21 protein-coding genes and 2 pseudogenes are annotated in these 24,670 nt (G+C 67.9%); 13 read left to right on the forward strand and 10 right to left on the reverse strand.

Annotated features, from left to right (window positions below):
* Position 1 precedes the first annotated feature (1 nt).
* The 3 genes from ABZ855_RS44140 to meaB are packed head-to-tail and all read left to right on the forward strand — an operon-like array spanning position 2 to position 5,009.
* Complete coding sequence (locus tag ABZ855_RS44140; protein WP_360818282.1) at positions 2-1,855, forward strand: methylmalonyl-CoA mutase family protein; 1,854 nt, start codon at positions 2-4, stop codon at positions 1,853-1,855.
* The gene (gene scpA, locus ABZ855_RS44145; RefSeq protein ID WP_360818285.1) at positions 1,852-4,026 is read left to right on the forward strand and encodes a methylmalonyl-CoA mutase; all 2,175 of its coding nucleotides are present in this window, start codon (positions 1,852-1,854) and stop codon (positions 4,024-4,026) included. The genes ABZ855_RS44140 and scpA overlap by 4 nt, the downstream gene beginning before the upstream one ends.
* The gene (meaB, locus tag ABZ855_RS44150) at positions 4,023-5,009 is read left to right on the forward strand and encodes a methylmalonyl Co-A mutase-associated GTPase MeaB (RefSeq protein ID WP_360818288.1); all 987 of its coding nucleotides are present in this window, start codon (positions 4,023-4,025) and stop codon (positions 5,007-5,009) included. Before scpA ends, meaB begins: the two co-directional genes overlap by 4 nt.
* A gap of 22 nt (positions 5,010-5,031) precedes the next feature.
* On the opposite strand, the gene ABZ855_RS44155 is transcribed toward meaB, so the two are convergent.
* From ABZ855_RS44155 to ABZ855_RS44175, 5 genes are all read right to left on the reverse strand, one after another.
* Positions 5,032-6,105 (reverse strand): enoyl-CoA hydratase/isomerase family protein, encoded by a 1,074-nt coding sequence (locus ABZ855_RS44155; protein ID WP_360818291.1) that lies wholly within the window; start codon positions 6,103-6,105, stop codon positions 5,032-5,034.
* A 113-nt stretch (positions 6,106-6,218) separates the two neighbouring features.
* Positions 6,219-7,703 (reverse strand): long-chain fatty acid--CoA ligase, encoded by a 1,485-nt coding sequence (locus ABZ855_RS44160; protein WP_360818294.1) that lies wholly within the window; start codon positions 7,701-7,703, stop codon positions 6,219-6,221.
* Positions 7,704-8,014: 311 nt separating this feature from the next.
* Positions 8,015-9,169 carry a serine hydrolase gene (locus ABZ855_RS44165; protein ID WP_360818297.1) on the reverse strand — a complete coding sequence of 385 codons (1,155 nt, stop codon included), beginning with the start codon at positions 9,167-9,169 and terminating at the stop codon, positions 8,015-8,017.
* Positions 9,170-9,340: 171 nt separating this feature from the next.
* Positions 9,341-11,548, reverse strand: coding sequence for an ATP-binding SpoIIE family protein phosphatase (locus ABZ855_RS44170; RefSeq protein WP_360818300.1), 2,208 nt, complete (start codon positions 11,546-11,548; stop codon positions 9,341-9,343).
* A 226-nt stretch (positions 11,549-11,774) separates the two neighbouring features.
* On the reverse strand, positions 11,775-12,398 hold the full coding sequence (locus ABZ855_RS44175) for a TetR/AcrR family transcriptional regulator (protein ID WP_360818342.1): 624 nt from the start codon (positions 12,396-12,398) through the stop codon (positions 11,775-11,777).
* 422 nt (positions 12,399-12,820) lie between these two features.
* Between ABZ855_RS44175 and ABZ855_RS44180 the strand changes: the two genes are divergently transcribed.
* Complete coding sequence (locus ABZ855_RS44180) at positions 12,821-13,348, forward strand: MarR family winged helix-turn-helix transcriptional regulator (RefSeq protein ID WP_360818303.1); 528 nt, start codon at positions 12,821-12,823, stop codon at positions 13,346-13,348.
* A gap of 386 nt (positions 13,349-13,734) precedes the next feature.
* Here ABZ855_RS44180 and ABZ855_RS44185 read toward each other — a convergent pair whose 3' ends face one another.
* Entirely contained in the window at positions 13,735-14,187 is a 453-nt protein-coding gene (locus ABZ855_RS44185; protein ID WP_360818305.1) for a MarR family transcriptional regulator, read from the reverse strand.
* Between the two features lie 67 nt (positions 14,188-14,254).
* On the opposite strand from ABZ855_RS44185, the gene ABZ855_RS44190 reads away from it, so the two are divergent.
* The 5 genes and pseudogenes from ABZ855_RS44190 to ABZ855_RS44210 all read left to right on the forward strand — a co-directional run bounded on the left by ABZ855_RS44190 (position 14,255) and on the right by ABZ855_RS44210 (position 17,157).
* Complete coding sequence (locus ABZ855_RS44190; RefSeq protein WP_360818308.1) at positions 14,255-14,515, forward strand: hypothetical protein; 261 nt, start codon at positions 14,255-14,257, stop codon at positions 14,513-14,515.
* A gap of 58 nt (positions 14,516-14,573) precedes the next feature.
* The gene (locus tag ABZ855_RS44195) at positions 14,574-15,368 is read left to right on the forward strand and encodes a maleylpyruvate isomerase family mycothiol-dependent enzyme (RefSeq protein ID WP_360818311.1); all 795 of its coding nucleotides are present in this window, start codon (positions 14,574-14,576) and stop codon (positions 15,366-15,368) included.
* A 161-nt stretch (positions 15,369-15,529) separates the two neighbouring features.
* Positions 15,530-16,218 (forward strand): annotated as a pseudogene (locus tag ABZ855_RS44200) (transposase).
* 171 nt (positions 16,219-16,389) lie between these two features.
* Positions 16,390-16,478 (forward strand): annotated as a pseudogene (locus tag ABZ855_RS44205) (IS5/IS1182 family transposase); the annotation flags it as partial.
* A gap of 223 nt (positions 16,479-16,701) precedes the next feature.
* Positions 16,702-17,157 carry a nuclear transport factor 2 family protein gene (locus ABZ855_RS44210; RefSeq protein WP_360818314.1) on the forward strand — a complete coding sequence of 152 codons (456 nt, stop codon included), beginning with the start codon at positions 16,702-16,704 and terminating at the stop codon, positions 17,155-17,157.
* A 516-nt stretch (positions 17,158-17,673) separates the two neighbouring features.
* Here ABZ855_RS44210 and ABZ855_RS44215 read toward each other — a convergent pair.
* From ABZ855_RS44215 to ABZ855_RS44230, 4 genes are all read right to left on the reverse strand, one after another.
* On the reverse strand, positions 17,674-17,814 hold the full coding sequence (locus tag ABZ855_RS44215) for a hypothetical protein (protein WP_360818317.1): 141 nt from the start codon (positions 17,812-17,814) through the stop codon (positions 17,674-17,676).
* 93 nt (positions 17,815-17,907) lie between these two features.
* Positions 17,908-18,813 carry an NADP-dependent oxidoreductase gene (locus tag ABZ855_RS44220; protein ID WP_360818320.1) on the reverse strand — a complete coding sequence of 302 codons (906 nt, stop codon included), beginning with the start codon at positions 18,811-18,813 and terminating at the stop codon, positions 17,908-17,910.
* Positions 18,814-18,904: 91 nt separating this feature from the next.
* The gene (locus tag ABZ855_RS44225) at positions 18,905-19,375 is read right to left on the reverse strand and encodes a PaaI family thioesterase (protein ID WP_360818323.1); all 471 of its coding nucleotides are present in this window, start codon (positions 19,373-19,375) and stop codon (positions 18,905-18,907) included.
* 400 nt (positions 19,376-19,775) lie between these two features.
* The gene (locus ABZ855_RS44230) at positions 19,776-20,213 is read right to left on the reverse strand and encodes a tautomerase family protein (protein WP_360818326.1); all 438 of its coding nucleotides are present in this window, start codon (positions 20,211-20,213) and stop codon (positions 19,776-19,778) included.
* A gap of 1,084 nt (positions 20,214-21,297) precedes the next feature.
* Here ABZ855_RS44230 and ABZ855_RS44235 point away from each other — a divergent pair.
* From ABZ855_RS44235 to ABZ855_RS44250, 4 genes are all read left to right on the forward strand, one after another.
* Positions 21,298-22,494: a DUF1593 domain-containing protein gene (locus ABZ855_RS44235; protein ID WP_360818329.1), complete on the forward strand. Its 1,197-nt coding sequence runs from the start codon at positions 21,298-21,300 to the stop codon at positions 22,492-22,494.
* A 384-nt stretch (positions 22,495-22,878) separates the two neighbouring features.
* Positions 22,879-23,343, forward strand: coding sequence for a transposase family protein (locus ABZ855_RS44240; RefSeq protein ID WP_360818332.1), 465 nt, complete (start codon positions 22,879-22,881; stop codon positions 23,341-23,343).
* 16 nt (positions 23,344-23,359) lie between these two features.
* A complete protein-coding gene (locus tag ABZ855_RS44245) occupies positions 23,360-23,689 on the forward strand; it encodes a transposase (RefSeq protein ID WP_360818335.1) in 330 nt (109 codons plus the stop codon).
* Positions 23,690-23,727: 38 nt separating this feature from the next.
* Positions 23,728-24,126, forward strand: a complete 399-nt coding sequence (locus ABZ855_RS44250; protein ID WP_360818338.1) for a transposase — start codon at positions 23,728-23,730, stop codon at positions 24,124-24,126.
* The last annotated feature ends 544 nt before the right edge of the window (positions 24,127-24,670 follow it).

The raw sequence follows: 24,670 nt of genomic DNA on the forward strand, positions 1-24,670 counted from the left end.
CATGGAACGACCCCCGCACTCAGGTCACACCAGGCTGTCCGCCGGTGATCCGGTCCACGGCCCCGACAGGCTCTCTCTGGCCGCCGACTTCCCAGCACCCACCCACGAGCAGTGGCAGCTCCTGGTCGCGGGCGTACTGCGCAAGACAGGCAAGGACGTCGAAGGAGCTCAGGCCGAGAAAGCCCTGTCCACCGCGCTGGAGGACGGGTTGCGCACCCGGCCTCTGTACACCGCGCTCGACGCCGCGCCCGCCTCCGGTCTCCCCGGTTTCGCCCCCTTCGTACGCGCGGGCCGCGCCGAGGGGAACACGGTCGGCGGCTGGGACGTACGGCAGCGCCACACCGCGGCCGACAACCCGGCGGTCCTCACGGACCTGGAGAACGGCGTCACCTCGCTGTGGCTGGGCGTCGGCGAGGGCGGCATCCCGGTGGCATCGCTCGCCGGGGTTCTCGACGGCGTCTACCTCGACTTGGCGCCGGTCACGCTCGACGCGGGACGGGACGTGGAGCCCGCCGCGCGGGAGCTGCTGCGGCTGTACGAGGAGCGGGGCGTCGCCAGGGACGCGGCGCGAGGCAACCTGGGCGCCGACCCGCTCGGGCACGAGGCCTGTACCGGGCAGACGTACGACTTCACGCCCGTCGCCGGGCTCGCCCAGCTGTGCGCCGAGGAGTACCCCTGCCTGCGCGCGCTGACCGTGGACGCGCTGCCGTACCACGAGGCGGGCGGCTCGGCCGGGCAGGAGCTGGGCGCCTCACTGGCGACCGGAGTGGCGTATCTGCGGCTGCTGACCGAGGCCGGGCTGAGCGTCGAACAGGCCTGTGGGCAGCTGGAGTTCCGGTACGCAGCGACCGCCGACCAGTTCCTGACGATCGCCAAGCTGCGAGCCGCCCGCCGGCTGTGGGCCCGGGTCGCCGAGGTCTGCGGGGCGCCGGGCGCGGGGGCACAGCTCCAGCACGCGGTGACCTCGCCGGTGATGATGACGCGCCGCGACCCGTGGGTGAACATGCTGCGCGCGACCATCGCCACGCTGGCCGCCGGCGCGGGCGGCGCCGAGTCGGTCACCGTGCTGCCCTTCGACGACGCGCTCGGGCTGCCGGACGCGTTCGCACGCCGCATCGCCCGCAACACCTCGACGATCCTCATCGAGGAGTCGCACCTGGCCCGGGTCATCGACCCGGCGGGCGGCTCCTGGTACGTGGAGCGGCTCACCGACGAACTCGCCCACGCGGGCTGGGAGTTCTTCCAATGGATCGAGTTGATTGGCGGTCAGGCGGCTGCTCTGAGGTCGGGTCGCCTGAGAGAGGACCTTGCTGACACCTGGGAAGCGCGAAGCATTCAGCTCGCCCAGCGCCGCGAGCCGATCACCGGTGTCAGCGAGTTCCCGCACCTGGCGGAGAAGCCGGTCGTCCGCGAGCCCGCGCCCGTTTCGCCGTCCGGCGGTCTGCCGCGGGTCCGGCGTGACGAGGCGTACGAGGCGCTGCGCGCCCGCTCCGACGCCCATCTGGCCGCGACCGGCGCCCGGCCCCGGATCTTCCTGGCCGCGCTGGGTCCGGCCGCCGCCCACACCGCGCGGCTCACCTTCGCGGCCAACCTCTTCCAGGCGGGCGGCATCGAGCCCGTCACCGAGGGCACCTTCGAGGACAGCGGGGCGAGCGAGGCCTGTCTGTGCTCCAGCGACGCGCTGTACGAGGAGTGGGCCGAGCCGCAGGCGCAGGCTCTCAAAGCCGCTGGCGCCCGGCATGTGTTCCTCGCCGGCCGTGGTCAGTATGCCGGCGTGGATTCCTATGTCTTCGCCGGATGCGACGCCGTCTCCGTACTGTCCGACGCTCTCGACCGCTTGGGGGTCTCCCGATGACCGTCCCCGACTTCTCCGGGATCGATCTCGGAACCTCGGCCGCCACAGGCACCACAGACGAGTGGCAGGCCGCGCTCAAGAGGGCGGCCGGCGGCGACGACCTGCTGTGGGAGACCCCCGAGGGCATCCCGGTCAAGCCGCTCTACACCGGGCGGGACCTGGAGGGCCTGGACTTCCTGGACACCCGCCCGGGCGCGGCCCCGTATCTGCGCGGCCCCTACCCGACGATGTACGTCAACCAGCCCTGGACGATCCGCCAGTACGCGGGCTTCTCCACCGCCGAGGAGTCCAACGCCTTCTACCGCCGCAACCTCGCGGCCGGTCAGAAGGGCCTGTCGATCGCCTTCGACCTGCCCACCCACCGCGGCTACGACAGCGACCATCCGCGCGTGACCGGTGACGTCGGCATGGCGGGCGTGGCCATCGACTCCATCTACGACATGCGGCAGCTCTTCGACGGCATCCCCCTCGACAAGATGACCGTGTCGATGACGATGAACGGCGCCGTGCTGCCGGTGCTCGCGCTGTACATCGTGGCGGCCGAGGAACAGGGCGTACCGCCCGAGAAGTTGGCCGGGACCATCCAGAACGACATCCTCAAGGAGTTCATGGTCCGCAACACCTACATCTATCCGCCGTCCCCGTCGATGCGGATCATCTCCGACATCTTCGCGTACACCTCGCAGCGGATGCCGCGCTACAACTCCATCTCCATCTCCGGCTACCACATCCAGGAGGCCGGCGCGACAGCCGACCTGGAGCTGGCGTACACCCTCGCCGACGGCGTGGAGTACATCCGCGCGGGCCGCGAAGCCGGCCTGGACGTGGACGCCTTCGCGCCCCGGCTCTCCTTCTTCTGGGCGATCGGCATGAACTTCTTCATGGAGATCGCCAAGCTCCGCGCGGCCCGCCTGCTGTGGGCGAAGCTGGTGAAGCAGTTCGACCCGCAGAACGCCAAGTCCCTCTCCCTGCGCACCCATTCGCAGACCTCGGGCTGGTCGCTGACCGCGCAGGACGTCTTCAACAACGTCACCCGCACCTGCGTCGAGGCGATGGCGGCCACCCAGGGCCACACCCAGTCGCTGCACACCAACGCCCTCGACGAGGCACTGGCGTTGCCCACCGACTTCTCGGCGCGCATCGCCCGCAACACCCAGCTCCTCATCCAGCAGGAGTCCGGCACGACCCGGGTCATCGACCCGTGGGGCGGCAGCGCGTACGTGGAGAAGCTGACGTACGACCTCGCCCGCAAGGCGTGGCAGCACATCCAGGAGGTCGAGGCGGCGGGTGGTATGGCCAAGGCCATCGACGCGGGCATCCCCAAGCTCCGCATCGAGGAGGCCGCGGCCCGCACCCAGGCCCGTATCGACTCCGGGCGCCAGCCGGTCATCGGCGTCAACAAGTACCGCGTGGAGACCGACGAGCAGATCGACGTGCTCAAGGTCGACAACTCCTCGGTGCGCACCCAGCAGATCGAGAAGCTGCGTCGACTGCGCGCGGAGCGCGACGAGCGGGCCTGCCAGGACTCGCTGGACGCGCTCACCCGGGCCGCGGGCGGCGAGGGCAACCTGCTGGAGCTGGCCGTGAACGCGGCCCGCGCCAAGGCCACCGTCGGGGAGATCTCCGACGCCCTGGAGAAGGTGTACGGGCGGCACGCGAGCCAGATCCGTACGATCTCCGGCGTGTACCGCAACGAAGCCGGCGAGTCCCCGTCCGTGGACCGCACCCGCGCCCTGGTGTCCGACTTCGCCGAGGAGGAGGGGCGCCGGCCGCGCATCCTGGTCGCCAAGATGGGCCAGGACGGCCATGACCGCGGCCAGAAGGTCATCGCCACCGCCTTCGCCGACCTCGGCTTCGACGTCGACGTCGGCCCCCTGTTCCAGACCCCGGCCGAGGTCGCCCGCCAGGCCGTCGAGGCGGACGTGCACATCGTCGGCGTCTCCTCGCTGGCCGCCGGCCACCTCACCCTCGTACCGGCGCTCAAGGAGCAGCTGGCCGAGGAGGGGCGCGAGGACATCATGATCGTGGTCGGCGGGGTCATCCCGCCGCAGGACGTGCCCACCCTCCTGGAGATGGGCGCGGCGGCCGTCTTCCCGCCGGGGACGGTGATCCCGGACGCGGCGTACGACCTGGTCAAGCGACTGTCGGACGACCTCGGGCACGACCTGTGATCGATGTCGACGCGTATGTGAAGGGTGTGCTCGACGGCAAGCGTGCCCTCGTCGCCCGCGCCATCACGCTCGTCGAGTCGACCCGGCCCCGGCACCGGGCGCTGGCCCAGGAGTTGCTCACCGAGCTGCTCCCGCACAGCGGCCGGGCCCGGCGGATCGGCGTCAGCGGGGTGCCCGGGGTGGGCAAGTCGACGTTCATCGACGCGTTCGGCACCCTGCTCACCGGCCTCGGTCACCGGGTCGCGGTCCTCGCCGTCGACCCGTCGTCGACCCGGACGGGCGGCTCGATCCTGGGTGACAAGACCCGGATGGAACGCCTGGCCGTGGACCCGGCGGCGTTCGTGCGCCCCTCCCCCAGCGCGGGCACGCTCGGCGGGGTCGCCAAGGCGACCCGCGAGTCCATGGTCGTGATGGAGGCGGCGGGCTACGACGTGATCCTGGTCGAGACGGTCGGTGTCGGGCAGTCCGAGACCGCCGTGGCGAACATGGTCGACTCCTTCCTGCTCCTCTCCCTCGCCCGTACCGGCGACCAGCTCCAGGGCATCAAGAAGGGCGTCCTGGAGCTCGCCGACGTGATCGCCGTCAACAAGGCGGACGGCCCGCACCAGCGGGACGCGCAGGCGGCGGCACGGGAGTTGGCGGGCGCGCTGCGGCTGATGCACGGCAAGGACGCGTTCTGGACCCCGCCCGTGCTGACGTGCAGCGCCCGTGAGACGACCGGCCTGGACACCGTCTGGGAGCGGATCGAGCAGCACCGCACCCTGCTGGACTCCACCGGCCGCCTCACCGCCAAGCGCCGCGACCAGCAGGTCGACTGGACCTGGAGCATGGTCCGCGACGAGCTCCTGGACCGGCTGCACACCGACCCGGCGGTACGCGCGCTCGCCCCTGATCTCGAACAGCAGGTCAGGGAGGGCGAGTTGACGGCCACGCTCGGCGCCGAACGCATCCTCAAGGCGTTCGCGAGCTCCAGCGACGTATGACGTCGGTCGTTCGGGCTTGGAGTCAGGCTCGCTTTGGGGCGGTGGTGACGGAAAGCCCGAGTTCCTCATCTTCAAGGGGAGCGAAAAACCGGGACACGGCTGCGTCGCTCACGTCCTGCAAGGTGGGTGGGTTCCAGCGCGGGGAGCGGTCCTTGTCGATGACCTGTGCGCGAATGCCCTCGACCAGGTCGGATGTGGCCAGGGCCCGGCAGGAGACGCGGTATTCCTGGTCGAGTACCGCCTCCAAGGAGGGGAGCTCGCGAGCCCGCCGCAGCGCGGCGAAGGTGACCTTCACGGCGGTCGGGCACTTGGCCTTGATCTGAACGGCGGCCTTCGCGGCGGCGGGATGACCGCTGTGCACAAGGCGGAACACCACCTCCTCAACGGTTCCGGCCGCATAGCATTCGTCGATCCACCCTTGATGCTCGGCCAGCTCGGCGGACGGTGTGGGCAGCACGTGACGGGCCAGAACCTGGTGGAGGTCGTCTTCGGCCAGTTCAGCGATGAGCGCATCAAGATCGGCCGACGGCACGAAATGATCGGCGAGGCCGCACAGGTGCGCATCGCCTGCGCCGACGAAGCCTGCGGTGAGCGCGAGATGGGTGCCGAGTTCCCCCGGGGCGCGCGACAGCAGGTAGGTGCCACCGACGTCCGGGACGAGGCCGATCGTCGTCTCGGGCATCGCCGCGGTGGTCCGCTCGGTGACGATCCGCACGGCGCCGTGAGCGGAGAGGCCGATCCCTCCACCCATCACGATGCCGTCCATGACAGCGACGTACGGCTTGGGGTACGAGGAGATCCGGGCGTTCAGCCGGTACTCGTCCCGCCAGAACCGACGGGTCGCCTCTCCGCCGGCCGCTGTGGCATCGCGATGAACGTCCCGGATGTCGCCGCCGGCACACAGCCCGCGCTCGCCGGCGCCGGTGAGAAGGACCAGTCGGACCCGTTCGTCGTGTTCCCAGATGTCAAGCGTCTCGGCGATGCGGCGGACCATCGTGTGGGTGAGGGCGTTAAGCACCTTCGGACGGTTGAGCACGATCCGGCCGATCGGGCCGTCCCGGCGGACGATCACCGAATCGCCGTCCGAGCTGCGCATAAGGGCTCCATCCGTTCAGAGGGCGGTGCTGACGACCACCTCAGTATTCCCCCCAGCGTTCGGCTCCCCTTGGATCACCGATGACCATCCCTGGGGAGATCCTGGAGCGGGAGTCATGAGTGGGGCAGGGTGATCTCTCGCTTGAGGATCTTGCCGCTTGGGCTCTTGGGCAGTGCGTCCAGGTAGAGGATGGTGCGCGGGTACTTGTACGGTGCCACGCGCTCCTTGACGAATCGGCGGAGTTCGTCGGGCTGTTGCGCGGCGCCGGGCCGGAGCACGACGGCGGCGGCGACGTCCTCGCCCAAGGTGTCGTGCGGGATGCCCAGGACGGCCGCCTCCAGCACATCCGGGTGTTCGTAGAGGACTTCCTCGATCTCGCGGGGGTAGACGTTGTAGCCGCCCCGGATGATCATGTCTTTCTTGCGGTCGACGACGAAGAGGTAGCCGTCCTCGTCCTCGCGTACCAGGTCGCCGGTGCGCAGCCAGCCGTCCGGGACGGCCTCCGCCGTGGCGTCAGGGCGGTTCCAGTACCCCTTCATCACATTGTGGCCGCGTACGGCGAGTTCACCGGTCTCGCCGCGGGGCACCGGAGTGCCGTCGGGGGCGAGGACGCGTACCTCGACACCTTCGACCGGTGTACCGATCGAGCCGGCCTTACGGGGCCGGCCGGGGTGGTTGAAAGAGACGACCGGAGAGCACTCGGACATGCCGAACCCTTCCAGGATCGCGCACTCGAACCGCTTCTCGAAGCCATGCAGCACCGGAACGGGCAGCGAGGCTCCGCCGGAGACACACAGCCGCAGGGAAGAGGTGTCCGCCTCGCCCGGCTCTGCCAGCAGGGCCGCGTACATGGCGGGGACGCCTTCGAAGACCGTCACCCCGTGCTCGGCGACGCCGCGCAGCACGGCCGCCGCCTCGAAGCGGGGCATCAGTACGAGGCACGCACCCTGCTTGAGGGCGGTGTTCATCGCACAGCCCTGGCCAAAGATGTGAAACAGCGGCAGGCAGCCCAGCACCACGTCCCGCTCGGTGAGGTCGAGGAGACGGGTGACGACGTCGATGTTGCGGATGAGATTGTCGTGGCTGAGTTCGGCACCCTTGGGTCGGCCGGTGGTGCCTGACGTGTAGAAAATGGCCGCCGTCGCGTCACCGCTCCGGTCGCACACCGCGGGCAGCGGCGCATGCGCTCCCACCACCGTGGTGACGTCGGTCGGGTCCACGCGGAGCAGCTGGGTGCCCGTGGCGCGCGTGGCGGGTTCCGCCTCCGCCATGGCCTGGTCCACCGCGAAGAGGCGACCGGCGCCGGAGTCGGCGAGGTAGTACTCCACCTCACGGGCCTTGTACAGCGGGTTGATCGGCACGACCACACCACCGGCCCGCAGGATTCCGTAGTAGAGGAAAACGAAGGAAGGCACGTTCGGCAGCATCAGGCCCACCCGGTCACCGGGGCGCAGCCCGTCGGCGATGAGCGCCGCCGCGACCCGGGCGGACACCGCGTCCACCTCTTGGTACGTCCAGATCCGGTCGCCCAGCCGCAGGGCCGGGCGGTGCGGGTACCGCCCGGCGGCGAGCACGACGTTGTGCGCCAAGTTGGGCATGACCACACCTCCTGGTAAGGGGCGACCCGCACTGTCCCGAGTCGCCGCATGAGTGGAATCGGTTCTTGCGTGCGGTATCCCGCCCACGCTCGATCTCCGGCTCGTGCCTGCAGTCGGCTGAGCGTCCCTGACCGCGAGGGGCTTTTTCGGCCGTTGTACCGGCCATGTCGAGGCGCACGACGGTGCCGCCACCACCGTGCCCATGGGCGCGGGCGTGATGCGTGTGCTCAGCCTCACCCGGGAGGGTGGCCACGCGGCACCGGTCACCAGACTGTGGGTCGCCGTCCAGCTCTGCCGGACACGCCGGTACGTCAGTGGTCCGCCCACGCGATCGCTCGCAGGAAAGCGACCGTCTCCAGGTCGCGGTTGTCGGCCTCCTCCTCCGAGGTCCCGTACCTGGGGTTCGCGGACAGCTTCACGATGGTGGTACGGCTCGCCGGGTCGACATAGACGAACTGGTTGTAGACGCCGATCGCGCTGAACTCACCGCGATCCCCGGCCGGCAGCCACCACTGGTAGCCGTAGCCGAGGTCGAAGGTGTGCCCACCGACCCACGGCCTGCCGGCCTGAAGGTGTTCGGCCGCGACGGTCACAGAGTCGCTTACCCACTGCGCCGGGACGACCTGCTTGCCCTGCCACACTCCGCCGTTGCGGTACAGCTCGCCGATCCTGGCGAAATCGCGTGCGGTCAGGTTGAGTCCGGCGAAGGCCATCTCCCTGCTGGCGGAATCCACGATCCAGTAGCCGGTGGATTCCATGCCGAGGGGCTCACACAGCTTCTCCTGCATGTACTCGCCGAGCGAACGGCCCGTCGCCCGGGCCACCAGCGCGCCCAGAACCTGGGTGTCCCCGGAGTTGTAGCGGCAGACGGTGCCTGGCTCGCTCTCTGCGACGGCGGTGGCGACGAAGTCGTCGAGCGTACCGATGCCGGCCATGGCAGCGCCGAGCCGCCAGATGTCGGACTCCGGGTCGCTGTAGTCCTCGTTCCACCGTGCACCGGACGACATCTGCAGGACACGCCGGATGGACACGCCGTCGTACGCGGAACCGGGCCGTACCGGCACGTAAGAGCTGATGGCGTCGTCGATGCTCGCGATGTGGCCCTCGTCGACCGCGATGCCGACGAGGGCGGAGACGAAGCTCTTGGCCACCGACATGGACAGCCACTGAACCTCGGGTCCTCCGGTCAGCAGATAGCGCTCGTAGCGCACCACGCCGTCGATGAGTACGAGCAGCGCTCCGGTATCGGTCTCTTTGAGGAACTGCTCGGCTGATCGGGACTCGCCGGCGAACGTGTAGGTCTCCGGCAGCGCGATGGCGCCACCCTGTGGCCACGTCAAGGGGTTCGACGAGGGGGCCATGGCCCGGGTCGCCAGCAAGTCCTTGATGCGGGAGAAGTTCTCGTACTGTGGCACACCGCTGAACAGTCCGAGCTCGGCCATGGTCTTGGGCTTGTGATCAGTCATCGTCGGCCTTCCGGCGAGGGGGCGGGACGGGGTCGGCGCCTTGACCGATGCGGATGCTTCGAGTGCCGATGGCCGCGAAAGTATCAATACCAAATGGTTAGCACAACCGATTGGTACGTGTAATTTGACGTTCATGTGCCGGGCAAGCGCCCTTCCTGGCCGCGAGCGGGGTTAGAGCGGCAGGCCGGCGTCGGGAACCACGCTGAAGGTCTCGTCGCCGCTCAGGGGCAGTTCCGCCCAGATGACCTTTCCCTCGCGGTTGTGCCGCGCGCCCCACCCCTCGCCGAGCTGGGCCACCAACAGCAGGCCACGTCCGCCCTCATCGAACGCACGGGCACGACGCATGTGCGGAGCGGTGCTGCTCCCGTCGGAAACTTCGCACGTCAGGGTGGACTGGAGGATCATCCGCAGCCGGATGGGCGCCTCGCCGTAGCGGATCGCGTTCGTCACCAGCTCGCTGACCAGGAGCTCGGTCGTGAAGGACAGGTCGTCCAAGCCCCACAAGGCCAACTGGTCGGATGCGTACGCACGTGCTCTGGAAACGAATGCGGGGTCTGAAGGGATGTCCCACGTCGCTACATGGTCGGAGTCGAGCGCCCGGGTGCGCACCAACAGGAGGGCGACGTCGTCGGAAGGGCGGCTGGGCAGCAGGGCGGACAGCAGCGCGTCGCAGGTGTCCTCCAAAGACGCCGACTGCGTGGCCAGGACGTCGTGCAGCAAGGTGAGTGAGGCGTCCACGTCACGACCGCGACTTTGGACGAGGCCGTCGGTGTACAGGGCTAGAAGGCTGCCTTCCGGCACTGCGAACTGAGCTACCTCGAAGGGGAACCCACCCAGGCCCAATGGTGGACCAATGGGCAGGTCGGGAAGGCCGAGCGTCCGGAAGCCCGGTGCACCGTTGCTGGGGGCCGTGGGAGTGGCCACGGCCGGAAGCATGTGCCCGGCACTGGCCAGTGTGCACAGGCGAGAGACGGGATCGTAGACCGCGTAGAGGCAGGTGGCGCTGATTTCGTCCATCGACTGCCCCTCCTCCCGCTGCAGGCGTATGACCACGTCATCGAGGTGGGTGAGCAGTTCGTCGGGGGGCAGGTCGATGTCCGCGAGAGTGCGGACAGCGGTCCTTAGTCGGCCCATGGTGGCGGAGGCATGGATGCCGTGGCCGACCACGTCGCCCACGACGAGGGCTACACGGGCTCCGGAGAGTGGTATCACGTCGTACCAGTCGCCGCCCACGCCGGCGCGCGACCCGGAGGGCAGATAGCGGGAGGCCGTATCCACCGCGGACTGTGCGGGGGCTTGCTGGGGCAACAGACTGCGCTGGAGGACGAGCGCGACGGAGCGCTCTTGGGTGTAACGGCGGGCGTTGTCGATGGACACCGCCGCTCTGGAAGCGATCTCCTGGGCCAGGAGAAGATCGTCGTCGTCGAAGAGGTTCGGGTTTCGGTGACGGCTGAATTGAGCGATCCCCAAGGAGCTGCCACGTGCGTAGAGCGGCACCAGCAGCAGGTCGTGGTCACCGCAGCCGCGCGGGGCGTCGGTGTGTTCCGCCGACTCCATCAGCCATGCGGGGGTCTCCGAGGCCGTGAAGTGAAGTCGCAGAGGTTGCCCAGTGGCCAGGACGCGAGCGGGCGCCGACCCCTCGCGGTAGACGAGCGTCCGGCCTGTGCCCACCGCTGAGTCCACAGACCCGTCCAGAACCGAGCACCGGGCGATCCGGCGCAGTCTCGGCGGCCCGGCTTCCGGGCGCGCGGACTCTCCCGTCAGAGCGAAGTGGAACAGATCGACGGTGACGAGATCTGCGAACGAGTCGGTACCGACTTCCGTCAGTTCCTCGGCGGTGCGCGTGATGTCGAGAGTGGTCCCGATTCGCTTGCCGGCCTCATTGATCATGATCAGCCGTCGCTGGAGCCACCGGTCGCGCTCGTCCTGGTAAGCCGCGACGACCTGTTCCGACGTACTGTCGACATATGCGAAGCTCGTCCGGATGAGCGCGCTCATCGTCTCGTGGATCAGCTCCGCGTCCTTGGCGAGACGGGATATCTGCTGGTAGAGCACCTGCAGCAGGGAGGCGTGCGCAAGCCGGTAGACGCGCAGCAGATCACTGATCGGCATCCCGTGGCCGGCGACTCGGCGAGCGGACTCGATGGCCTCAGGGGGTGCCTCGACCTCGCTCACATCGAGTCCCTGTTCCAGCACGTTCAGGAACGAGGCGACGTGTCCGGCCGTCGTCGCCGGCTCCTGGGCGGCGAGGTCCTCGTGTTGCCACAACTCGGGAAGCTCACTTCGGAAGGCCCGTATCATGTCGTCGGTCAGCTGGCCCGCCTGGCGCCTGAGGGTTCTGGCGAGATCGCGAAGAAGTGCGTCGACGTCTGCCGCCATGACCTCAATGTACGGCAGGTGCCAATTTTCGGCCCTGCCCGATTTCATTCGTTCGGTCGGGGCTCAGTCCACGGCGTCCATGCAACCCCTACCAGGCCTGCCTCGGGCGATCGCGCGTTCTGAGCAATGCGAGCGCGGGGGAATCGGCGGCTGACGACAGCGCGGCCTGGCCCGTCTGGTGGAGCGCGTGTCGAGATTACGGCTCGACAAGATCCCAAGGGCGACCTTATCCGCGGTTGTCCACGGCGCCAGGTTCGACAGGGCGGTCGAGGAGGTGGATGGTGAAGTCGATCGCGCGGTCGGTCCGCTTCCGATCCCCGGACACCAGAAGATCGAGTTGGAGGCCCCGCACCTGAGCGAGCAGGAGGGTGGCCAGGGCTGAAATTTCCTCGGGAGGCCATCCGTCTTGAGTGAGACGGTCGGCAAGGAGGTCGATCCAGTCCTCGACGAGCGACTGCGTAAGGTCCCTGTCGCGGTCGGGCTTCGACCGGTGCTGGCCGACGAGTTCGAAAAGGAGCAGGAACTGCCGCTGCTGCCGCGGCTCGCAGAGTCGGCGCCACAAGGCCTTGAGGAGTTCGGCCGTCGAACGCGCTTCGCGGAACTCCGCCTCCGAGGCCAGCTGTTCGGCCAGGCCTGTCCGGATCTTCTCCAAGACGGCCATGATCAGCTCGTCCTTCGACGAGAAATGCCGCAACAGTGTGGCATGCGTGACGCCAAGGGCCTGGGCCACCGGCCGAAGGGAAAGACCGTTCACACCGTGTTCGAGGATGTACTCGGTTGCCGCTGCCAGGAGCTCTGGGCGCCGGTGTTGGAACCGCAACGTGCGTCCATCGACGCGAGGGGAACTCATGGGGCCTTCTTTCGATCTGGGTGAGCCCGAAGCTACATGTACCGTAACCGTGTGGTACGGCTGCTGGCTCACGCCCCCGGACCTGCTCTGCTCCGCCGCTGGTTGTCGCAGTCTCGGCGGGACCACCTGATCGGCCGAGCGCGCCATGCTGGCTCCCCCGCGATACGTACGCGCGCTGCGTCGAACTTGCGTTGCTGCCGGACATGATCCGCAGCTACGAGGACATCAAGCTGGCCGCTGTGGACGCGTTCCGGGCTCGGGTCCGGGAGCTCGACGCGGAGCCCGGGGATGGTGGTGACCACGCGATGAGCAGGACAGTCTGACCTCGACTGCGGCCTCTGCGTAGGCGGCGAGTTGACGGCTGTTCTCATGGTTTCGCGCAGATGCGCCTATCTTGGAGGGTGGCACCTGGAAGGACCATCATGACCGACACCGCGTCTGCAACAGCTGGCACCGTCCCGAAGGCCGGTGATGGCCAGGCTCGGCCGAAGGCACCGTTCGCCGCGACCCTCACCGAGATGGACGGTCGGTGCAACTGCACAGCCAGCCGGAGGGCGACCCGATATCTGACTGCCGCCTACGACAAGGCGCTGACACCGGTGGGGCTGAGGACGACACAGTTCAACATCCTTCACCGGCTGGCACTGGAAGGCCGCACGACGATCACGGCACTGGCTCAGCGGATTGCCATGGATCGCACCACCCTGGCGACGAACCTCAAGCCGCTGGTGCGCGACGGCTTGCTCATTGTGCAGCCTTCGGACACGGACCGGCGCGCTCGCGCAGTCGAGATCACGGACGTCGGCCTGGACCGTCTGGAAGAGGCAGTGCCCCTCTGGAAGGCCGCTCAGGACCAGTTCGAGAGCACGTTCGGTGCGGCCGAGGCGGCTGAACTGCGAGCTGCACTGCGGGCCGTGTTGGAGACAGGCTTCGATCCCTGGGCCGAGTGACACCCTTCCGCCGGGCCGCCTAGCCCGCGCGTTTGGGGTCGTGTCCGGATCACTAGCGACAAAGCGAACGCGCCTTCTGACCTGGGACGATAGGGCTTGCCTAAGGTTTCTGTCGTCTCGCGGGGGAAGGCACTTTCTGCGTGCACACTACCGGGTCCCGTCCCCGACTTGTCGTCTCGGCCGACGGTCGCGGGGTGGTCAGCCATGCCGGATCCCGTCTGCCGGCCGACCCGAAACCGGGAGGCTAGGCGTGTATCGAAAGTCCCGCCTGCCTCTCGACGCCCGGCAACGCCGCGATCGCACGCACCAGACGCCGGGGCCCGCTTTTCGGACAGACAAGGCTACTTTCGAGACACGCCCTGGGCCGCGATACGGTTCAGTACCGTCTACCCGATGTCCCGTAGCTGCGTCAGCCGTTCGGGGCTGAGCGCGTCGATCACCAGGTTGCGAACCGTCTCCACATGGCCGGGCGCGGAGGCTACGACCTTGGCGTAGCCCTCGTCGGTGAGCCGGGCCTCGGCGTAGCGGCCGTTGTCGGGGCAGGGGGCGCGGCGCACCCAGCCGCGTTCCTCCAGGCGCTTGACGACGCGCGGGAGCCGGGACCGGGACGCCGTGCTCAGGCAGGCCAGATCGCTCATCCGCAGGGTGCGGCGCGGGGACTCGGAGAGGGCGACCATGACCACGTACTCGAAGTGCGTGATCCCGGCGTCGCGCTGCATCTGGCCGTCCAGGGCGGCGGGCAGCCGCAGCGGCACCCCGACCAGGGCGTGCCAGGCTTCCCGCTCGGCCGCGTCCAGCCAGCGGGGCCCGCTCGCCGTCTCGTCGGGGCCGCCGCACATGGGCGCATGTCTAGGTGATCGCTTGACCCTTCAAGTAAAGGCCGTCTAGGTTGTGGTTGAAGCGTCGATGCTCGAAGGCCAAGTCCTGGGCCGGTCCGCCGACTTCGACGCCTGGGCTGCCGACGCCCTCGCGCGCGGTGTGGTGGACGAACTTGCCGCGTTCCGGACGAGGGCGCCCGGTATGCCGTACGGTCATCCGACCGTCGACCACTACATCCCGCTGTTCATCACCCTGGGCGCCGCCGCGCACCCCGACCGCCCGGTGCGGACCACAGTCGAGGGGTACACGCCCGGCTTCTCCAAGCGCTCGTTCCAGACCGCTGTGTGACACCGACAGCCGTGTGATGACAGCACCGAATCAGATCACCTTCATTGGGGAAACGAACATGACCGAAACCGCAGACCGGATCATCGATGCCCTGCGCAGCGGGCACGACCACCTTGTTGCTGTGGTGCACAAACTCACCGCCGCCGATCTCATCCGCCCGTCCGGCGCGTCAGAGTGGGACGTCTCCCAGGTGCTCAGCCATCTGGGCAGCGGCGCCGAAATAGGCCTGGCCGTACTGGAGGGCGCGACGAGCGGTACGGGTGCCCCCGACGGCGACTTCAACAAGTCGGTGTGGGCCCGCTGGGACGCGATGACCCCGGCCGAGCGCGCAGAAGGCTTCGTCACCGCCAACCAGGCGCTGGTCGAACGTTACGAGGGCCTCGACGCGGGGGCCCGCAGCGACCTCCGGATCGACCTCGGCTTCCTGCCCGCGCCGGTGGACGTCGCGACCGCGGCGGGGCTCCGGCTCAGTGAGTTCACCCACCACTCGTGGGACGTAGAGGTGGCCTTCGAGCCGTCGACGGCCCTGGCGTCCGCCGCGACCGGGCCGCTCCTCGACCAGGCCGGCGTGATGCTGGGCTTCCTCGGCAAGGCGGACGCCCTGGAGAACCGCCCCGTCGCCGTCGCGGTGCACACCACGGCACCCGAGCGCACCTTCGGACTCTCGGTCGGCGAGACGGTCGCGCTCACCGGCGAGCCCGAGAACGCCGACGCCGTGCTGACGGCCCCCGCCGAGTGGTGGCTGCGACTCGTCGCCGGCCGGCACGCCCCTGCCCACACCCCGCCCTCCGTGACTCTCACCGGCGGCACCATCACTCTCGACGACCTGCGCAGGGTCTTCCCCGGGTTCTGAGCCCGGAGGCGAGGCAACGGGCACGGAAAGACGCCCTAGCCCGCGCGTTTCACTTGGGGTCGCGGCCGGAGCATGAGCGGCACAGTGAAAGTGCCTTCTGGCCTGGGACGACAGGGCTTGTCTAGGGCTTCTGTCGTCTCGCGGGGGAAGGCACTTTCTGCGTGCACACTACCGGGTCCCGTCCCCGACTTGTCGTCTCGGCCGACGGTCGCGGGGTGGTCAGCCATGAAGGATCCCGTCTGCTGGCCGATCTGGCCGAAGTCACCGGGCCGACCAGCGCCTTCACCAGCGCGTTGCGTCGGCTGCGGCCGCGCGGCGCGGGGCACGGCCCCGGCCGGGTGGCGGTCGACCTGGCCTTGATGCTCGCCGACGGCGGCGAGACCATCATTGACCTCGCTGCCCTGCGCGACCAGCGCAAAGTGTTCGGCCCGGTCGCCGCCACACCCACCGCCCGGCATCTTCTCGCCGACACCCCGGTCACGGGTGGGAGGATCGCGCAACGCCTGGAGGTCCGCCACCGCGCACATACCCGCATGGAGGACCGCATCCGCTGCGGCAAGTCCACCGGCTTCGGCCGCTCCGCCTCCCGTCACTTCCAAATCAACGCCGCCTAGTTCGAACTCGCTCTGACCGGCATCGACCTGCTCGTCTGGACCCAGGCGCTGCTGCTGGACGGCGAGTTGGCCACCGCCGAGCCGAAGAAGCTCCGCTACCGGCTGCTGCACGCCGCCGCCCGCACCACCCGCGGAGGCCGCCGACTCCGCCTCCGGATCTCCGCTACCTGGCCTGGCGACACGAGCTGACCAGCGCATTCACCCGACTCGCAACCCTGCCCCGGCCAGCCACCTGACCCGCAGCACTGTCCCTGGCCATCCGCGACCCGCGGAACCCCGGAGCACCCGACCCCAGCGTCGGGCCCCAGCCATGCCGCCCCTCGACCAGCAACCAAAATGGCGGCCCCCCGTGATCAGCCCAGCTCAGCCACCCCAAACGAAACGGGGAGGCTAGAGCGCGCTCTGCGGTGTGGGGCCGGATCGAGCCTCTACCGCCGGCCGATCCGGTCTGCAGTCGGCGGTGGGCCCGTCACCTCGAACCTTGGAGGGCATCGCGTGAAAGTACCGCGCCTGCTCGCAGCCGTACGCCGAGCACTTCGCCTACTACCAGGAACGGCGGCTACAGCCTTTCAAGGAGACAGAACCTTAAAGACGCGATCTGGACAAAAAGGCTTCCCCGCGACTTCAGAGGCTAGCGGTGAATAAATACGAGTATATGCTCCTTTTCATCAGTGCGAGCATGTGCGCGCCTTCTCTCAATGCCCTTACGGGAGACCGAGATGCAGAACGACAGGATCCTGGCGGCGCTGAAGACCGCCTTCGCTCATTATGAATCGAACGATCGCGGGCCTTTGGACGCGTTGTTGGCTGACGATTTCCACTTCGAGATGTCGGACTCGCTGCCGTACGGCGGGGTCTACGTCGGCCCGGACGAGTTCGCGGCGTTCTGGAAGGAGGTCGCCAAGGAGTGGCAGTACTTCCGGTACGAGGCCCACGAGATCATCGACGCTGGCGACACGATCCTCGTCCCGGTCCGCACGGACGCCCTTTCGATCCGCGGCATCCGGATGCGCAACGAGCACCTTTTCCTCTTCAAGGTGCGAGACGGAAAGGTGATCTTCGGCCGGCTCTACGCCGACACCGCGCGCGGCCGGGACGTGCTGGAAGGCCGGGAGCCGCGCCGGTACCCGCGGGCCACGCTTGCTGACTGTCAAACACGCTCCGCACAGAACTGAAGACTCACCTCCCACCATCGGAGATGCCCCGTCGGTCACCTCGCGGGATAAGGCCCTCGCTCGTCTCATGGACGAGGGCCCAACGACGCTTGTCATGCTTCCCGGCGTCGCAGGAGATGCCACTGCCTGCACCGCGCAGGCTCATCTGATCGCCGAGACAAGCTGGAGCTAGGGCCCGTCTTCAAACCTGTTGTCGGCGTCGGCTGAACTCGGCCGTCGTCGAGACCTGTGCCGTCCGCAGCAGGAGTGCCGCCTGGAGCAGACGGTCACGTCGGAGGACAGCCGAGTCCTGGACGCCTCGCGCACGCCCACCGGTACAAGAATCCGCGACTGCATCCCATCCCGGAGCGGCACGAGGACGGCCGCCTGGTCGGCATCTCCTTCGCCACGCTGAGCTGGCAGAAGGCCGTTCGAGACACGAAGCGGCCCGGCGACTTCATCCGCGGGAACTTCGAAGCGATGGTCTTCGCCGCGCTCTCCGAGGAACTGCGCACCGGTGACGTCACGGTTGCCGGGTCAGAAGAGGACGCTGACCGGAGCGAGCAACTTCTGCCGTGGGAGGACGTCGAGGCGAAGCTGGGCGCCTATCTGGTGGAGGTCGGCCTCGCCCAGCCCGGCGACGATGCGCCGTATCGCGCTTCTCTCGGCCGCGTGCATCCGGCAGCAGCAGACGTCCAGTGCCGAGCAGCCAGTGCCGACCGACCAAGATCATCGCCTGGCGGACTGGCGCATCTGCGCCGCGCCCCCGCTTCAGATGCAGATGACGATCTTTCCGCGTGTGCGTCCGCGCTCGGCGTGCGCGTGGGCGTCGGCGATCTTCTCCAGGGGGTAGGTCTGTTCGATACGGGGTGTGTAGCGGCCTTGCCGACCCAGTTCCGCGGCCGCGGACAGGAGGGTGGAGTCGTTCTCCGCGTTGACCACATGTGTGCCCAGACTCTGCCCGCCTGCGTGGTCGGCGACCGTCGCGACACGTGTCGGGTCGCCCGTGATAGCGACGAGGTCGTCCAGGGATCCGGAGGCCGCGGTGTCGAGCGCGATGTCGACGCCATGCGGAGCGACAGCGGAGAGGCGCTGTGCGAGGCCGGGGCCGTAGGTGACGGGAACGGCGCCGAGAGAGGTGAGGAACTCGTGGTTGCGTTCGCTGGCTGTTCCTATCACGGTGGCACCCTGTGCCACAGCGATCTCGACTGCCGCGCCGCCCACGCCTCCGGCTGCGCCCTCGACGAGAAGAGTGCGCCCCGCCAGGGAGCCGAGCGCGTTCAGGCCACGCATCGCGGTCACGGACGCGAGGCCGGCGCCCGCAGCCTGCTCATCGTTCCATGTGTCGGGGGCTTGGGCCCAAGCTGAGAGGATGACCAGCTCGGCGCTCGCGCCGGTGACACCACCCAGCCCGAAGACGCGGTCGCCGATGCTCACTCCCTGCACTCCGTCACCGATCTCGTCGACCACGCCAACTGCGTCGCGCCCGGGGATGGCGGGTAGCTCCAAGGGAATCAGCTGGTGCAGGATGCCGGCGCGCAGCTTCCAGTCGATGGGATTGACGCTGGCCGCCGCGACGCGGACACGGATCTCACCAAGTCCGGGGTGTGGGTCGGGGGCCTGCTCGATCACCAGGCCCTCCGCTCCGCCGTATTCATGGAAGCGGGCTGCACGCATAATGTCCTGCCTTATCTTTATGGGTCGAAATGCCGGCGTTCGTTCGACACCCGCTACTGCACATCTGACGTTGACTTGAGGGGTGGCAATGTCAGTTCCCGCGCTTCCGGTCAGCACCACCAGGAGAAGAAGGCTGAGCCCCACGAAGCGCAACGTTCTGCAGCCGCAACTGCCCACGCGCAATGATCTTGCTCGTCGCTTCGTCGGTGATCACGACCTGCCACAGTTGCTGCGTACGACCTTGGTGAAGGGCCACGGCCTCCACCAACGCGCGCCCTGCGGTGGCCGGTCGGAGAAAGTCGGTCGCGTTGTGCACCCCGACGGCAAACTCTGCCCGCTCGGCGACCGCGTAACTGGCGCCAATGCTGCCAGCGCTTTCCACAATGCTGGTGTACACGCCGCCGTGAACCACACCCCATGGACTGTGGTGATCCTCACTGAGGTCGACGTGCCCGCGCACACGGGAATCCGTAACCTCCTCGACAACCAATCCAGACGCCGCGACGAACCGGCTGGCGACGGTCAGTGAAAGGTCAGGAAGGGGTGGAATGGGTACTGTCATCAGGTCTCCTCGAATCTGGCTCATCGGAACGCTCTGAATGGTCCACGTCATGCCGCAGTACGCCGCCACTCCCACCGAAGCCACGATGGTCATGGACGAGAACGGCGAACCCGGCATCAGCGAACATGCGGGCGTACCGATCCAGTCCGTGATCGCGTAGCGCGGAGAACCCGTGGGCCATGGTGACCGCCGGATTTGGTGGCCCCGGCCACGCTGGAAGTAGAGTCAGGCGGCCGGCGAACTGCCGTCTTCCGCAGGAATTCGACGTCGTACCGCCAGGTCACGACTGCGCCCTGGTGACTGAAGGCGTCATGCCAGAGGTGGACCGCTACGGGTGCAAGTCCGCAAGGGTGCTTCCGCACCCCGTGTCGGATCCCGTTGGGCCGACGAAATGATCTGGTCACCACCGTGGTGTCCCCATCGCAAGCTGCAGCTCTCCGCGGCCGAAGGAGAAGTTCTCGTTCGGTACAGGGACGAGCGCCACGAAGATGTCGTCGGGTGATACGCCCAGCGCGTCCACAACGAGCCGGTTGATCGCGGACACCACCTTCTCCTTATCCGAGAGCGGACGGTGCGCCCCGATCAGCACGGAGATGATCATCGCGTCCGCCGTCCGCTCCATCTCCATGAAAGAGGGATGCAGATACAGCTCTCCTTCACCGTGCTCGGTGATCGCGATGAACCGGTCCCCAGCGGGGATCCCCAGACTTTGGACAAGGGACTGGTTCAGAGCGTCGGCCAGGGCGCGCTTCTTCTCGACGGAGAAGCGTCCGGCGGGAACGTGGACCTCAAAGACGGGCATAGTAGTCCTCCGATCGACTGCGGCAGGCTCGACCACCGACCAATAGGAGCATATGCGCGCACTTGATTGATCTGCAAGGACCTGCTTCAGGGAGCAGCGGCGCCCGCCCGCGAGGGCCTCGAGCCGGATGGCCGGTCTCGAACCGTTGACGGCCATCGCCCGACGGAGTAAACCTTTCGACCGACAAAGCACATCTGGGCGCTAGTGAACTTCCATTCAGAAAGGTGTCACTTGGACAGACGGCTTCAAGCAGTGCCCTGACCCCGTCCACCCAACTGCATCCGGCTGCCACCCGACTGAGTGCTCACCTGCTGATGACCGTTGCAGACGTCCTCATCGCGGCTACTGCGCCCGCCGCCCCCTCGGACACCCGCACCGACGGCACGCCCAAGACCAAACCGACGGAAGCCGATGGTGCGTCACGCCGCCGCTCGGCCTCACCGGCCGCCTGCAGCGGGGCGCCACAATCACGTGCGCGGTCACCGGGCACGAGCCGACCGTAAGGATCACCACCGGGGACAGCGGTCTCGGCGCAGGCCCGGAATCCTTTCCATCTGACCGGCCGGGGCCACTCCCCCAACGGCAGGCAGCTGACCGCGCACTGATGACAGCACCATGATGCGGGGACCTGCAACGGTCTGGCCACCACCCAGTCCCCGAGCGCCATCAGAACCAAAGTGGCTACACCAGCCTGAGCACGGCCGCAGCCAGGCCGTTCGCCTCGTCCCAGAGGTGAGGCGAACGGACCGCACGCCCTCACCTCCTACCCAAAAGCCGTCATGTCCGCGAAGTGACGGTGGGCGGCCTGGCGCCCTAACTCACAGTCAGCGAAGGGCAGCTGCGCTCTGCCGAAACCTGCCCGAGCGACCACGCCTGGGCGGCAGACGCCTGCCTGCCGCATGCCGCCGTGCCACCAATCCACATCCACATCAACATTGACCCCTTCAGGGAGGGCGTCGGCATGGAAATGAAGCGACGAGAGTTCCTCGACCGAGCGGCTTGGTCAGCAACAGGTGCCCTGATAGGTTCGGGCACCGGAGTTGGAACCGCATCAAACGCGTTCGCCGCGGCGGAGCCGGAACCCCGTGCAGATACCGGCCGCGACCGGCACCACCCACGTGTGCTCATCTCGTCGGACATCGGCGGCACGGACTTCGACGACTTCCAGTCGATGGTCCATCTTCTGCTGTACGCCGAGCGACTGGACATCGAAGGGCTGGTGTCGTCGCCCTTCGGCCCGGGCACCAAGGCCGACATCCTCCGCGTCATCGACGCCTACGAACACGACCACCGCAACCTCAAGACCTACTCGCCCCATTACCCGTCCCCGGGGCTCCTCCGTGCGATCAGCAAGCAAGGCGCGATAGATACGGCACCGAGTACAGGCTTCAGCAAGCCGACCGAAGGCTCCCGATGGATCGTTAAGTGCGCACGTAGGAACGACAAGCGTCCGCTGAACGTCCTCGTGTGGGGAGGCATCGACGACCTCGCGCAAGCCCTGCACGACGCTCCTGACATCCTGCCGAAACTGCGCGTCCACTACATCGGCGGGCCGAACAAGTTGTGGGGCGTGGACGCCTACAACTACATCGAGACCCACCACCCAAATCTGCGGATCATCGAGTCCAACGCGACCTACCGCGGCTTCTTCACCGGCGGCGAGCAGAGCGGCGAGTGGGGCAACACGACATTCGTGGAGCAGCACGTCACCGGGCACGGCGCGCTCGGTGACTTCTTCGCCGCCCAATCCCCACAGGTGAAGATGGGGGACACCCCCTCCGTACTCTGGTACCTGAACGGCTTACAGGACCCGGCAAAGCCAAGCTGGGGCGGCCAGTACGTCCGCCTGTGGGACAAGAGAAAGACGATCTTCAACCGTCTGACCACGGCGCAGGACACTTCAGAGGTCTACGGTGTCGTCGAGTTCGCACTCCCGGTCCCCGAGGGCTACAGCACGAGTAATACGGCGCGCATGGTGATCGACAACCGGACGGGCGGCCCGTTCCCGACTGCCGTTAACGAGGGGCACGTGCTGCGGTTCCGTTTCTCCCCCCGCGATACCAAGGTGTGGCCGTATGTGATCCAAAGCGATCACCCTGCCCTCGACGGCCTGTCCGGTGCGGTCACGGCCGCCCCACCGTCCGCCGAACGCGCCGGCACGTCGTCGAACCAGCACCCCTACTGGTGGACCGACGACCAGGACCCCGCTTTCACCGAGGGTGTCTGGGTCGGCGCCAAGCACGTCAGCCAGTGGCGTCAGCAGTACCTGAGCGAATTCGCCACGCGACTGGACCGCTGCAAGGCGCCCGCGTCATGAAAAAGCTGAGCCGCGCCGGTCATCTGATCAAGACGCACAGCAGGGGACCGAGTGCATGCGATCCAACCTGTCAGCTTCTCGGTCTTGTCAATGCTTCGATGTCCGCGAAAACGAGCCGCGACGAGACCACATCCGCCCATGGGAGCTCGATGCACACGCTATGACGGAGCGCATCGTGTCGACTGGGGAGACGAGTCGGATAGTGCCGTTTGATCGAGGCGACCATCCGGACGAGTGAGGCGGATGCGTCCTGCCCCTGCTGCGGAACCCGCGGCAGGGGCAGCCGTCCTGCCCGGTGTCGGCGTCGGCTGAACTCCGGTTCTGGATCACTTCTTTCAGTGCCAGGGCCACGGAGGGTCACCGAAACCACGATCATGAACGGCCGTGGGTGAGGTGCTCCTCCAGGACCTGTGGTTTCACCAGGTCGAGGGTGTCGAGGTCGAAAACGCCGTGTCCGAAGGCCAGTTGGTGACCGTTCGGGCTCGGACCGGTGCGGAGCATGCCGCGTGTCCGGCGTGCGGGACGCTGTCGTCCCGGGTTCACAGCCGGTACGTGCGCCAGCTCGCTGACAGCGCGGTCGGTGGCCGTCGGGTACTGATCGAGTTACAGGTGAGCCGGTTCCGCTGCGGTGAACGTGCCTGCCCGCAGGCAACCTTCGCCGAGCAGGTCGCCGGGCTTACCTTCCGGCACGGGCGGCGAAGTACCGGTCTGCAAACGGTGCTTGAACACCTGGCGGTGATGCTGGCCGGTCGGGCCGGCTCCCGTTTGTCCCAAACCCTGGCAGCCGGGGTGAGCAGGTCGACGCTGCTGCGGCTGATCCGCCGACTGCCGAAGCCCGAAACCACCTAGGCCCCGGGTGCTGGGGGTGGACGAGTTCGCGCTGCGCAAGGGGCACAACTACGGCACGATCCTGATCGACATCGAGACCCGCCAGCCCATCGACCCGCTGCCGGACCGCACGACATCGACGGTGGCCAGGTGGCTCGCCGATCACCCCGGCGTCGAAGTGATCCGCCGAGACCGCTCCGCTGCCTACGCCGAGGCCGGGCGAATCGGCGCCCCGGAGGCGGTCCATGTCGCGGATCGGTGGCACATCTGGTCGAATCTCGCCGAGGCCGTCGAGAAGACCGTCGTCCAGCATCGTGTACACCGGCGGCGAAAGCGTCGTGAAGAAGTACGTGCACCGGCTCCGTGAAGCCCTTTCCCCTCGGTCCTCCCCGCAAGACACCGTCCGTGCGCGACGTGACCGGCTGGCTCACCCGCCACCCCGACCGTCTCACCGACGACCAGACCGGGCGGCTCAAGGAGATCCTGGCCCGCTGCCCCGCACTCGATCGCACAGCCCATCATGTGCGAGCTTTCGCTGGGCTCATGAACAACCGTCAGGGCCGCAACCTGGACCAGTGGATCACGCGCGTTCAAGGCGACGACCTCCCCGCCCTGCACACCTTCGTCACCGGCCTCGGCCAGGACCTCGACGCCGTCGTCGCCGGCCTCAGCCTCCGCTACAGCTCAGGCGCCGTCGAGGGCCACAACAACAAGATCAAAATGCTGAAGCGGCAGATGTTCGGCCGCGCCAACTTCGACCTGCTCCGCAAGCGGGTCCTCCTCAGCGCGCGAGGCCGTTCATGACCGCGGTTTCGGTGACCCTCCGTGGCCCTGGCACTGAAAGTGATCCAGAACCGCGTTCAGCCGTCGTCGAGACCCGGCTCTGGGTGATGATTCTCAGCCAAGCCCAGCGGAAAGCCCTCTTCCGCGATAGTGGCGCCCCGGCCCGCAAGTTGCAGGAAATCCACGTTGCCGGTCACGCCAACAATACGGGGTGCCTGCAGGCAGCCTTGTGAAACCGAACGCCGGCACTCGCCCAGGTTGACCAACCCCTGCCTGACGACCTGATCACTGCCCCATCCAGCGATCCTCCTGCCTGGACGCACCGCCCAAGGGCCCCAGCGGCAAGACCCTCAAACGGGAGACCGCCATAGCTCGCTGACATCCCCTCCGGCGGTGTCGGGCTACTCCGGGAATGAAAGGTAAGTGGATCGACTTGCCATGAGGGTGGCCCGGGGGCTACCTTCGGAGACGTGAGTCCAACGACTTACCTTACTACTCGGCAAGGAACCATGAACATGACTCGTCTTGCGGGCAAGCGCGCCCTCATCACCGGCGGCACGAGCGG

The sequence above is a fragment of the Streptomyces sp. NPDC047042 genome, from assembly GCF_040644035.1.
GTDB lineage: Bacteria > Actinomycetota > Actinomycetes > Streptomycetales > Streptomycetaceae > Streptomyces.

What these genes read in the sequence shown, in the direction of transcription:
- ABZ855_RS44195 (WP_360818311.1), top strand. Translation starts at nt 14,574, where the DNA reads ATGACCGAAACCGCAGACCGGATCATCGATGCCCTGCGCAGCGGGCAC.
- ABZ855_RS44140 (WP_360818282.1), top strand. Translation starts at nt 2, where the DNA reads ATGGAACGACCCCCGCACTCAGGTCACACCAGGCTGTCCGCCGGTGAT.
- ABZ855_RS44185 (WP_360818305.1), bottom strand. Translation starts at nt 14,187, where the DNA reads ATGTGCGGCGGCCCCGACGAGACGGCGAGCGGGCCCCGCTGGCTGGAC.
- ABZ855_RS44175 (WP_360818342.1), bottom strand. Translation starts at nt 12,398, where the DNA reads ATGAGTTCCCCTCGCGTCGATGGACGCACGTTGCGGTTCCAACACCGG.
- ABZ855_RS44170 (WP_360818300.1), bottom strand. Translation starts at nt 11,548, where the DNA reads ATGGCGGCAGACGTCGACGCACTTCTTCGCGATCTCGCCAGAACCCTC.
- ABZ855_RS44225 (WP_360818323.1), bottom strand. Translation starts at nt 19,375, where the DNA reads ATGACAGTACCCATTCCACCCCTTCCTGACCTTTCACTGACCGTCGCC.
- ABZ855_RS44215 (WP_360818317.1), bottom strand. Translation starts at nt 17,814, where the DNA reads ATGCACGCGGCCGAGAGAAGCGCGATACGGCGCATCGTCGCCGGGCTG.
- scpA (WP_360818285.1), top strand. Translation starts at nt 1,852, where the DNA reads ATGACCGTCCCCGACTTCTCCGGGATCGATCTCGGAACCTCGGCCGCC.
- ABZ855_RS44165 (WP_360818297.1), bottom strand. Translation starts at nt 9,169, where the DNA reads ATGACTGATCACAAGCCCAAGACCATGGCCGAGCTCGGACTGTTCAGC.
- ABZ855_RS44210 (WP_360818314.1), top strand. Translation starts at nt 16,702, where the DNA reads ATGCAGAACGACAGGATCCTGGCGGCGCTGAAGACCGCCTTCGCTCAT.
- ABZ855_RS44190 (WP_360818308.1), top strand. Translation starts at nt 14,255, where the DNA reads ATGCTCGAAGGCCAAGTCCTGGGCCGGTCCGCCGACTTCGACGCCTGG.
- ABZ855_RS44220 (WP_360818320.1), bottom strand. Translation starts at nt 18,813, where the DNA reads ATGCGTGCAGCCCGCTTCCATGAATACGGCGGAGCGGAGGGCCTGGTG.
- ABZ855_RS44160 (WP_360818294.1), bottom strand. Translation starts at nt 7,703, where the DNA reads ATGCCCAACTTGGCGCACAACGTCGTGCTCGCCGCCGGGCGGTACCCG.
- ABZ855_RS44180 (WP_360818303.1), top strand. Translation starts at nt 12,821, where the DNA reads ATGACCGACACCGCGTCTGCAACAGCTGGCACCGTCCCGAAGGCCGGT.
- ABZ855_RS44155 (WP_360818291.1), bottom strand. Translation starts at nt 6,105, where the DNA reads ATGCGCAGCTCGGACGGCGATTCGGTGATCGTCCGCCGGGACGGCCCG.